The following is a 10,000-nucleotide window of genomic DNA, read 5'->3' on the forward strand; positions in this document are numbered from 1 at the left end:
AGGACCTGCCGCAGGCTGCGATCTTTTGCCTTTGATTTTTTAAAAAAAGATCAAAAGATCGCAGCCTGCGGCAGCTCCTACAGGGGATTTGTTTATGCCGTGGCTTTTGTGGGGAGTACGTCGTTGGCGATCATTTCGCCGAACGGTCCGGTCAGGTTGGTCACACCGCGCCCGGCCAGGCTTGCGTACGGCTCGGGCAGCAGCGGGAACACCAGTTCGGCAAAGCGGTAAGCCTCTTCGAGGTGCGGGTAGCCGGAGAAAATGAAGCTTTCGATGCCCAAGTCCGCGTACTCCTTGATCCGCGCCGCCACTTGTTGCGGATCGCCGACCAGTGCGGTGCCGGCACCGCCGCGCACCAGCCCGACCCCGGCCCACAGGTTGGGGGCGATTTCGAGGTTGTCGCGGCGGCCATCGTGCAACGCGGCCATGCGCCGCTGGCCTTCGGAGTCGAAACGTGAGAAGGATTTCTGTGCGGCCTCGATGGTTTCGTCGCTGATGTGCTCGATCAATTTGTCGGCGGCTTTCCACGCCTCTTCGGCGGTCTCACGCACGATCACGTGCAGGCGAATGCCGAATTTCACCGTGCGCCCGTGCCGCGCCGCGCGCTCGCGCACGTCGGCGAGTTTTTCCGCGACGGCGGCCGGTGGCTCACCCCAGGTCAGATAGACATCGACCTGTTCGGCCGCCAAGTCATGCGCAGCGTCAGACGAGCCGCCGAAGTACAGCGGCGGATAAGGCTTCTGCACGGGGGGGTAGAGCGCTTTGGCGTTCTGCACTTTCAGGTGTTTACCCTCGAAATCCACCGATTCGCCCTGCAATACACGGCGCCAGATTTTCAGGAATTCATCGGTGACTTCGTAGCGTTCGCTGTGGCTGAGGAAGCTGCCGTCGCCACGGTTTTCATCCGGATCGCCACCGGTCACGACGTTGATCAACAAGCGGCCGTTGGACAATCGGTCCAGCGTCGCCGCCATACGCGCCGAAACCGTCGGCGAAATAATCCCCGGACGAATCGCTACCAGGTACCGCAAGCGTTCCGTCAAAGGCACCAGCGCTGAGGCAATCACCCACGAGTCTTCGCAGGAGCGTCCGGTGGGAATCAGCACACCGTGATAACCGAGGCTGTCGGCGGCCTGCGCCACTTGTTTCAGATAATTGAGGGTGACCGGGCGCGCGCCTTGGGTGGTGCCCAGGTAGTGACCGTCGCCGTGGGTCGGCAGGAACCAGAAAACATCCATGAACAGCTCCTTAAGCGATCTTCAGCAACGGTTTGATCTGGCTGGCGAACAGCGGCGCGGCGCGCTCAGCGGCCAGACGGATACGCGCTTTCAGCGCTTCGCTGGTGATCTGGTAATCGGCAAAATCGGCTTCGGTGGCGTACACGCCAATCGGCAACGTCATCGCCTGGAAGAAACTCAACAGCGGTCGCAACTGGTGATCTAGCACCAGCGCATGGCGTTCGCTGCCCCCGGTGGCGGCGAGCAGCACCGGGGTGTCGATCAAGGCGTTGAGGTCGATCAGGTCGAACAAGTGCTTGAGCAGGCCCGGATAGGAACCGCGATAAACCGGTGCGGCGACGATCAGCAAATCGGCCTGTTCGATGGCTTGCAGCTCGGCCTCGACCTCAGCGCTCAGTTCCTGACGCGAGAGGGCGCCGCCCAGCGCACGGGCAATGTCGCCGAGTTCGATCAGGTGGCTCTCGATCGGTAAATGTCCGCCCAGTTCGGACAGCAGGGCTTGGGTCAGCACCAGCGTGCGCGATGGACGCCAGGTACCGCCGGACACAGCGACGACTTTCAGGGGACGCGACATGATCAGTTCCTTTTTCAACAGTTGCTCAGCGAGCAGTGAGTAAGTCACCAGGCTTGAGCAAGCGCTGTACCAATTCTTGGGGGGCCCGGTTTACGGGGCTTTGCGCATTGCGCGGGCGATCAGCTGTGCAGATTTAAGGATGCTTTGTTGAACCACTGTTGCCTGGGCAACAGTTGCTGGAGCAACAGTGATGAGCGCATAGGAGGGAGTTATAAAGGCTTGCTGTTATTCCGTAAAAGACTGTTATTAGATATTTATAGATCGATTAGAAATATGTGACGTTAGATGCGCAAAACCCGATAGCCACTATCGAAAGCGTTGATTTCTGCGCGAGCGTGCCCGGGCGTAGCCTTTCTCCATCGACCCACACTGCTCGCCAGGACGCTCCCATGAATTATTTACTGACTATTTCGCTGATGCTCGCTGTTTCCGTACTCGCCGGTTGTGCCGGTCATGTTTCCCCGGAACTGCGGCCCTATACCGCCGAAGAATCCCAGGAGCTGGCGATGGAGGCGTTGAACCGTAGCGGTCTGTCGTTCGACGAATACCACGCCAAAAAAGCCCGATTGCTCGGTCAGACACAGTTCGACAAAAAAGCTGAAATGAGCGCTGAGCGTGCCGTACAGCTACACGGTCGCCCAAGCTGATAACAAACTGTACTGCCAGAAGTTTTACCCAACTGTCCGTGGGTTTGCCGGGCGGCGTGGGATAGGGTCAACACCTGAATGACCCTGATGGATTGTCTGCCATGACCCTTTCGCTTGATTTGTTGCTGGGCTTTGCCCTGTTCGCCCTCGTCACCTCGATCACACCGGGGCCCAACAACACCATGTTGCTGGCATCTGGGGTGAACTTCGGCTTTAACCGAACCATTCCGCATATGCTCGGGATCACCTGCGGCTTCTTCGTATTGGTTGTGGCGGTGGGTTTCGGCCTCGGGGCGGTATTCCAGACATATCCCATTCTTTACACGGTGCTGCGTTACGTCGGCGCGGCGTACCTGTTGTATCTGGCGTGGAAAATCGCCCACTCCGGGCCGGTCGGCGACAGCGCGCAGGGCGAAGCGAAACCGATCAGCTATCTCGGCGCTGCGGCGTTTCAGTGGGTCAATCCGAAAGCGTGGATCATGGCCATCGGTGCTATCAGCACTTACACGCCAATGCAGGGTTATTTCACCAATGTGCTGGTGATCGCAGCAGTGTTCGCCATCATCAACCTGCCGAGTGTCGGCCTCTGGGCAGCCTGCGGCACCTTGCTGCGCAATGTCCTGAAGGAGCCGCGCTGGTTGCGCGTGTTCAACTGGGGCATGGCGGTGCTGTTGGTGATTTCGCTGTATCCGTTACTTCTCGAAAGCTTTAGCTGATGCATTGCTTCAACCGCCGGGCCGATGCCTGTTAAGCTCGACTTCAGGAGCGTTCCTACGCACTTTTAAATGAAGTTGTTCTTCTTTAACGGCATCCGATCAGGTATTGATGACGCTCTCGAACCGACGCGCAGCTCACAAGGCTGCGCGGTGCCGTTTGCAGACACGAGCCTCCTGATCCCGGAACACGCTCTGCGAGTCTTTTATGAACACACGTCCGTTGTATTTCGATTACGCCGCCACCACCCCGGTGGACGAGCGGGTCATCCAGGTGATGATCGAATGTCTGGGGTTTCACGGTAACTTCGGCAACCCGGCCTCCAGCTCCCACGCCTTCGGCCAGCAGGCCCGGCACACGGTCGAGCAGGCCCGCCGGCAAGTCGCCGAACTGGTCGGCGCGAATGCCGAGCAGATTGTCTGGACCTCCGGTGCAACCGAGTCCAATAACCTCGCCCTCAAAGGTGTAGCGCAGGCACGCGGTGTGCCCGGCGGCCACATCATTACCAGCCAGATTGAACACAAGGCCATCCTCGATACCGCCCGCCAGTTGCAGGACGGCGGCATCGCCGTGACCTATCTGGTGCCGGACGCCGACGGGCTGATCACGCCGCAGGCGGTCAGCGAAGCGATGCGCGAGGACACCTTTCTGGTGTCACTGATGCTGGTTAACAACGAACTCGGTACGCTCAACGACATTCAGGCGATTGGCGAGGTCGTGCGCAGCCGCGAGGCGCTGTTTCATGTCGATGCGGCGCAAGGCGCCGGCAAAGTGGCGATCGATCTGGCGCAGTTGCCGGTCGACCTGATGTCGTTTTCGGCGCACAAACTCTACGGCCCCAAAGGTATTGGCGCGTTGTACGTCGGCCCGCGGGCGCAACAGCGTTTGCAGGCGCAGATTCACGGCGGCGGTCACGAAGGTGGATTGCGCTCCGGGACGCTGGCAACTCATCAGATTGCTGGAATGGGTTCGGCGTTTGCCTTGGCGGCTGCTGCGTTCGATGAGGAAAAAGCTTCGATCGTCGCGTTGCGCGAACGCTTGCTCGAACAACTGTCGAGCCTGCCGGGTGTGCGCCTGAATGGCAGCGCCAGCCAGCGCATTCCGCACACCTTGAGCCTGACTTTCAGCGAGGGCGAATTCAACAGCGCTGCGTTGATTCATTCGATTGCGTTTTCCGCGACCTCGGCCTGCAACTCGGCGAGCAACGCGCCTTCCCACGTGCTGTTGGCACTCGGCCACGACGCGCATCTGGCCGGGCGCACCATTCGCCTGAGTCTCGGCCGTTTCACCACTGCCGAGGACATCGACAAGACTTGCGAACTGATCAAGAGCGCCTGCGCCAGTGCTCCGGCATTCTGGGCGACAGGGCTTTAACCAGCCGTCCTGACGGCTACGAACAATAACGAATAAGTGATTAGCAGGAGACATGATGAGTACCCAGACCTCGACCGAAGGATCGGTGCCCCAGCGCCTGGCGCACACCCGTGAGTTGATGCGCCGCGAAGGCATTCATGCGTTGTTGGTGCCGTCCGCCGACCCGCATTTGTCGGAATATTTGCCGGGTTACTGGCAGGGCCGGCAGTGGCTGTCGGGTTTCCACGGTTCGGTCGGCACGTTGATTGTCACTGACGATTTCGCCGGGGTCTGGGCCGACAGTCGTTACTGGGAACAGGCAACCAAGGAACTCAACGGCAGCGGCATCGAACTGGTCAAGTTGCAACCGGGCCAACCGAGCCCGCTGGACTGGCTGGCCGAACAGACGCCAGAAGGTGGCGTGGTCGCGGTGGACGGTGCGGTGATGGCCGTGGCCTCGGCCCGCACGTTGAGCAGCAAACTGGAAGCGCGGGGCGCTCGTTTGCGTACCGACATCGATCTGCTCAATGAAGTCTGGAGTGATCGCCCGAGCCTGCCGAGCGCAGCGATCTATCAGCATCTGCCGCCGCAGGCGACGGTGAGCCGTGGCGAAAAACTCGCCAGCTTGCGCAAAACCTTGCAGGAACGCGGCGCTGATTGGCATTTCATCGCGACCCTGGACGACATCGCCTGGCTGTTCAACTTGCGCGGCGGTGATGTGTCGTTCAACCCGGTGTTTGTTTCGTTTGCGTTGATCAATCAACAGCAAGCGACTTTGTTCGTGGCGTTGAGCAAGGTCGATGCAGATTTGCGCGCGGTGCTGGAGAAGGATGGCGTGACGCTGCGTGATTACAGCGAAGTCGCAGAGGCCCTGCGTGCGGTACCGAGTGGCGAGAGCTTGCTGGTGGATCCGGCGCGGGTCACCCGTGGCCTGCTGGATAATCTCGACGGTGAAGTAACGCTGGTCGAAGGTCTGAACCCGACCACCTTGGCCAAGTCGCAAAAAAGTGAAGCGGATGCTCAGCACATCCGTAAAGCGATGGAGCAGGACGGTGCGGCGCTGTGCGAATTCTTCGCCTGGCTGGAATCGGCCTGGGGGCGCGAACGCATCACCGAGCTGACCATCGACGAAAAACTCACCGCAGCGCGTGAGCGTCGTCCGGATTATGTGTCGTTGAGTTTCAACACCATCGCTGCGTTCAACGCCAACGGCGCGATGCCGCATTATCACGCCACTGAAGAAGAACACGCGGTGATCGAAGGCGATGGCCTGCTGTTGATCGACTCGGGTGGCCAATACCTCGGCGGCACTACCGACATCACGCGGATGGTGCCGGTCGGTACGCCGACCGAAGAGCAGAAACGCGATTGCACACGGGTGTTGAAGGGCGTGATTGCCCTGTCCCGAGCACATTTCCCAAAAGGCATTCTGTCGCCGCTGCTGGATGCCATCGCGCGGGCGCCGATCTGGGCGGATAACGTCGATTACGGTCACGGCACCGGTCACGGCGTTGGCTATTTCCTCAACGTTCACGAGGGCCCGCAGGTCATCGCCTATCAAGCAGCGCCGGCGCCGCAGACCGCCATGCAGCCGGGGATGATCACTTCGATCGAACCTGGCACTTATCGCCCTGGGCGTTGGGGTGTGCGCATCGAGAACCTGGCGATGAATCGCGAGGCCGGTAGCAGCGAGTTTGGCGATTTCCTCAAGTTTGAAACCTTGACCCTCTGCCCGATCGACACGCGGTGCCTGTTGCCGGCGTTGCTGAGTCAGGAAGAGAAACAGTGGTTCAATGCCTACCACGCGCAAGTGCGTGAGCGTTTGAGTCCATTGCTCAACGGCGCTGCGCTGGAGTGGCTGAATATCCGCACTGCCGCTATTTAAGCGATTGTCGCCCGGGCGCTGTTGCCAGCGTCCGGGTCGTGGCTTCGTTCTAGCTCTGGCGCAATGCCTGTTCGACGAAGTCGAGTCGATCCTGACCAAAGAACAACTGCTGGCCGACAAACATGCTGGGGGCGCCGAACACGCCACGTTTAACCGCTGTTTCGGTATTTTCCTTGAGCACGGCTTTGACTGATTCGTCATTGGCCAATGCCAGTACGGTCTGCGGGTCAAAACCTTGTTCAGTCAATACTGCCGCGACTGTCTCGGGTTCATCCAGGCTGCGTCCTTCAACCCAAAGAGCGTGGAACAGGCAATCGATAAAGGCCTGAAAGCGTTCTGGATGATGCAATTGAATGCCGGTGACCGCGCGCATCAACATCAACGTGTTGATCGGGAAGTGCGGATTGAACGTGAGCGGCACGGCATACCGCTTGGCGTAGCGATCCAGGTCCTCAAACATGTAGCGACCCTTGGCCGGAATCATCGCCGGTGATGCGTTGCCGGTCGCTTTGAACACGCCCCCCAGCAGCATTGGAATGTAGATCAACTCGCTGCCAGTCTGTGCGCAGATTTTCGGCAGTTGGGTGTAGGCCAGATACGTGGCAGGGCTGCCGAGGTCGAAATAGAACTCCACGGTTTTCGTCATTATTGCTGCACTCTCTTTATTGTTATGCAGGGGGAGGGCTTACCAGCGTTCATTCCATGGACGCAGGTCCAGTTCGAACGTCCAGGCGTCACGTGGCTGGCTGTGCAGGTACCAATAGTTTTCGGCGATGTGTTCAGGATTGAGAATACCGTCCTGATCCTTGGTGGCGTACTTCTCGGGGAAACTGTTGCGAATGAAGTCGGTATCGATGGCGCCGTCGACCACCACGTGGGCGACGTGGATGTTCATTGGGCCCAGCTCTCGCGCCATGCTTTGTGCCAAGGCGCGAATCCCGTGTTTGGCACCGGCAAACGCGGCGAACCCGGAGGCACCGCGAAGCCCGGCGGTGGCGCCGGTGAATAGAATCGTGCCGCGCTGACGGGCGACCATGCGCTTGGCCACTTCACGTGCATTGAGGAAACCCGAGAAACAGGCCATTTCCCAGATCTTGAAATATTTGCGCGCGGTTTCTTCGAGAATACTGCAGGGCACGTTGGCGCCAATGTTGAAGACAAACGCTTCAATCGGGCCGACGCGGGTTTCGATGTCTTCGATCAACGCGATAACGTCTTCTTCTTTGCGCGCGTCGCAGGCGAATCCATGCGCTTCGCCGCCGTCGGCCTGAATGGCCTCGACCAGAGGCTGCAACTTGTCGGCGCTGCGCCGCGTGACGCAGGCGATGAAGCCTTCTTTGGCAAAGCGCTTTGCAATCGCCCCGCCAGTGGCGTCGCCTGCGCCGACAACCAATACGACCTTCTTGTTATTCATGGGCAGATCCTTTTAGTAAACGATCGTTAAGTGAACGAACGTTATGCTAGGATTTCGACAACGTCAAGCGAGTCAATGTCGAGGCCAAACACATGCGTTACTCCGCCAGTCACAAGCTGGAAACCCGCGAGAAGTTGCTCGAAAGCAGTGCTTTGTCGGCCAAGCGATCCGGTTTTTCCACCGTTGGTGTGGATGGTTTGATGAAGGCGATCGGTCTGAGTGGCGCGGCGTTCTACAGCCATTTTTCGTCAAAGGACGCGCTGTTCACGGCCATTGTCGAGCGGGAGTTGGGTCAGAGTCTGGAGCGCTTGGGTGGGCAGGGCGTGCAGGACCGCCAGCGTCTGGAGCGTTGCCTCAAACACTATCTGAGCATGGCCCATGTCGAACAGCCTGAGGCGGGGTGTGCGTTGCCGGCGTTGGGCGCAGAAATTGCCCGGTCTGACCTGCAAGTGCGAGAGCAAGCGGAGCTGTGGATCTGTCGACTGCAGCAGAGTTGGGCGCAGATACTTGAGAGTGACAGCCTGGCGTGGTCGGTCCTGTCCCAGTGTGTTGGTGCACTGGTCGTCGCACGCATGCTGGCCACGCCGGACATGCAGCGAGCGGTGCTTACGTCCAGCCATGAAGAGATTGGTCGTCAGATCGCCCAGCCGCACTGATTTATTTGCAGATGACGATCATGCTGCGGCTGGTATAGCCGGCAGGGTTGAGGCCAAACGGGTAGTCGCCGGGTTCTTCCACGGCGTCACCCGATTTGGCGATCACTTTGTAGCCCTTTGGCGCGCAGGAATTGGCAGCGCTGGCATAACACTTTTCCCAGGAGGACGAGAGCCCCGAGCAGTTGATGTGCAACCCTTTTTTTCCGCGTTTTACCTGAGTTTCCGAGGTCGCCGCACAACCTGCTATTGCCAGTATGGCGATCACTATCAAAATTCGTTTCATTACCGTCCTTATGACAGCCTCGAGTCTGACGTTCGGGTCTGCCTGCATTCGATCGCGCTTGAAGCGTTCTGAAATCCCTGTCCGAAAAAATCCATATCTGGCACTGAGTTAGACGCTTAAACATGGCCTAAATCAGCGCCAATTGCCAGACCTTCGTCAAATCCCGTTTCAATCTGCCGCAATGACAGGCTTGGCGCTACTGCCCATGGTCAGCGTGGCTCCAACGGACGCCAGAATAATGCACAGAATCGCCATCCATTGTGACAGCGTGAGGTATTCCTGCAGAAACAGCAGACCGGACAAGGCGCCGAACGCGGGTTCGATACTCATCAGTGTGCCGAAGGTTCGTGCGGGCAGGCGAGTGAGGGCGACCATTTCCAGTGTGTAGGGCAGGGCGGTGGACAGGATGGCGACGCCAATGGCGATCGGAATCAACGAAGGTGTCAGCAGTGCGGCACCGGCGTGGACGATGCCGATGGGCGCAACGAACAGCGCTGCGATCATGACGCCCAATGCGGCGGTCGTGACGCCGTTGTCAGCGCCGGCTTTCTGGCCGAACAGAATATAGAGCGCCCAGCAAACACCTGCTCCCAATGCATACCCGGCCCCGACCAGGTCGATTCCCGCGGTTGTCGCACCTGTAGGTATAAGAAGCAACAGGCCCGCTGCGGCCAGGGCTATCCATAGAAAGTCGATGGCTCGGCGGGAGGCATAAATAGCAACGGCCAGCGGGCCGGTGAATTCCAGGGCGACAGCAATGCCCAGCGGTACCGTACGCAAAGACATATAGAAGAGAAAGTTCATGCCGCCCAGGGCCATGCCGTAAACGATCACTGTGCGCAGCGACTTGGCGGTGAGCCTGGCTCGCCATGGGCGCAGCAGCAACAGCATGATCACGCTGGCGAAGATCAGCCGCAACGTGGTTGTCCCCTGTGCGCCGATCACCGGGAACATGCTTTTCGCCAGGGAAGCGCCGGACTGGATCGATGCCATGGCTATTAATAGCAGGCCAACCGGGAACAGCGTTGAGGCAAGGGTGCGAGGTTGGTCAGTCATTGCGTGGCATCGTCCAAGGTCAGATCAGGCATTTTATTGATTGTTGGGCAATATACTGCGCATTCGGCGCATTGGCGTCTATATATAAGCAGGCTTTTTGCGTGCGTTGATAGAAAACCTGAATTAGGGGTTGACGGCAGATTTCAGATGTCTATAATTCGCCCCACTTCCGGCGCAGTC

General features: G+C 59.0%; 11 protein-coding genes. 5 read left to right on the plus strand and 6 right to left on the minus strand.

Going from position 1 to position 10,000, the window contains the following annotated elements; all coding sequences use genetic code 11:
* Positions 1-92: 92 nt before the first annotated feature.
* Both ssuD and msuE read right to left on the minus strand, forming a co-directional pair.
* Entirely contained in the window at positions 93-1,238 is a 1,146-nt protein-coding gene (ssuD, locus tag PMI37_RS06710; protein WP_008079343.1) for an FMNH2-dependent alkanesulfonate monooxygenase, read from the minus strand.
* 10 nt (positions 1,239-1,248) lie between these two features.
* On the minus strand, positions 1,249-1,812 hold the full coding sequence (gene msuE, locus PMI37_RS06715; protein WP_008079345.1) for an FMN reductase: 564 nt from the start codon (positions 1,810-1,812) through the stop codon (positions 1,249-1,251).
* Positions 1,813-2,201: 389 nt separating this feature from the next.
* Between msuE and PMI37_RS06720 the strand changes: the two genes are divergently transcribed.
* The 4 genes from PMI37_RS06720 to PMI37_RS06735 all read left to right on the plus strand — a co-directional run bounded on the left by PMI37_RS06720 (position 2,202) and on the right by PMI37_RS06735 (position 6,411).
* Entirely contained in the window at positions 2,202-2,459 is a 258-nt protein-coding gene (locus PMI37_RS06720) for a hypothetical protein (protein WP_008079346.1), read from the plus strand.
* A gap of 101 nt (positions 2,460-2,560) precedes the next feature.
* Positions 2,561-3,175 (plus strand): LysE family translocator, encoded by a 615-nt coding sequence (locus tag PMI37_RS06725; RefSeq protein ID WP_008079348.1) that lies wholly within the window; start codon positions 2,561-2,563, stop codon positions 3,173-3,175.
* A 205-nt stretch (positions 3,176-3,380) separates the two neighbouring features.
* On the plus strand, positions 3,381-4,547 hold the full coding sequence (locus PMI37_RS06730) for an aminotransferase class V-fold PLP-dependent enzyme (RefSeq protein WP_008079350.1): 1,167 nt from the start codon (positions 3,381-3,383) through the stop codon (positions 4,545-4,547).
* A gap of 55 nt (positions 4,548-4,602) precedes the next feature.
* On the plus strand, positions 4,603-6,411 hold the full coding sequence (locus PMI37_RS06735) for an aminopeptidase P family protein (RefSeq protein ID WP_008079351.1): 1,809 nt from the start codon (positions 4,603-4,605) through the stop codon (positions 6,409-6,411).
* A 49-nt stretch (positions 6,412-6,460) separates the two neighbouring features.
* Here the strand turns inward: PMI37_RS06735 and PMI37_RS06740 are convergent, their stop codons facing one another.
* Positions 6,461-7,057, minus strand: coding sequence for a 2-hydroxychromene-2-carboxylate isomerase (locus tag PMI37_RS06740; protein WP_008079353.1), 597 nt, complete (start codon positions 7,055-7,057; stop codon positions 6,461-6,463).
* A 39-nt stretch (positions 7,058-7,096) separates the two neighbouring features.
* Positions 7,097-7,825 (minus strand): SDR family oxidoreductase, encoded by a 729-nt coding sequence (locus PMI37_RS06745; RefSeq protein WP_008079355.1) that lies wholly within the window; start codon positions 7,823-7,825, stop codon positions 7,097-7,099.
* A gap of 92 nt (positions 7,826-7,917) precedes the next feature.
* Here PMI37_RS06745 and PMI37_RS06750 point away from each other — a divergent pair, with 92 nt between their 5' ends.
* Positions 7,918-8,481, plus strand: coding sequence for a TetR/AcrR family transcriptional regulator (locus PMI37_RS06750; protein WP_008079357.1), 564 nt, complete (start codon positions 7,918-7,920; stop codon positions 8,479-8,481).
* Between the two features lies 1 nt (position 8,482).
* On the opposite strand, the gene PMI37_RS06755 is transcribed toward PMI37_RS06750, so the two are convergent.
* Together PMI37_RS06755 and rhtA are read right to left on the minus strand one after the other, a co-directional pair.
* Entirely contained in the window at positions 8,483-8,764 is a 282-nt protein-coding gene (locus PMI37_RS06755; protein ID WP_008079359.1) for a hypothetical protein, read from the minus strand.
* A gap of 168 nt (positions 8,765-8,932) precedes the next feature.
* Positions 8,933-9,820: a threonine/homoserine exporter RhtA gene (gene rhtA / locus PMI37_RS06760; RefSeq protein ID WP_008079361.1), complete on the minus strand. Its 888-nt coding sequence runs from the start codon at positions 9,818-9,820 to the stop codon at positions 8,933-8,935.
* Positions 9,821-10,000 lie beyond the last annotated feature (180 nt).

It is taken from the genome of Pseudomonas sp. GM80 (assembly GCF_000282515.1).
Lineage (GTDB): Bacteria > Pseudomonadota > Gammaproteobacteria > Pseudomonadales > Pseudomonadaceae > Aquipseudomonas.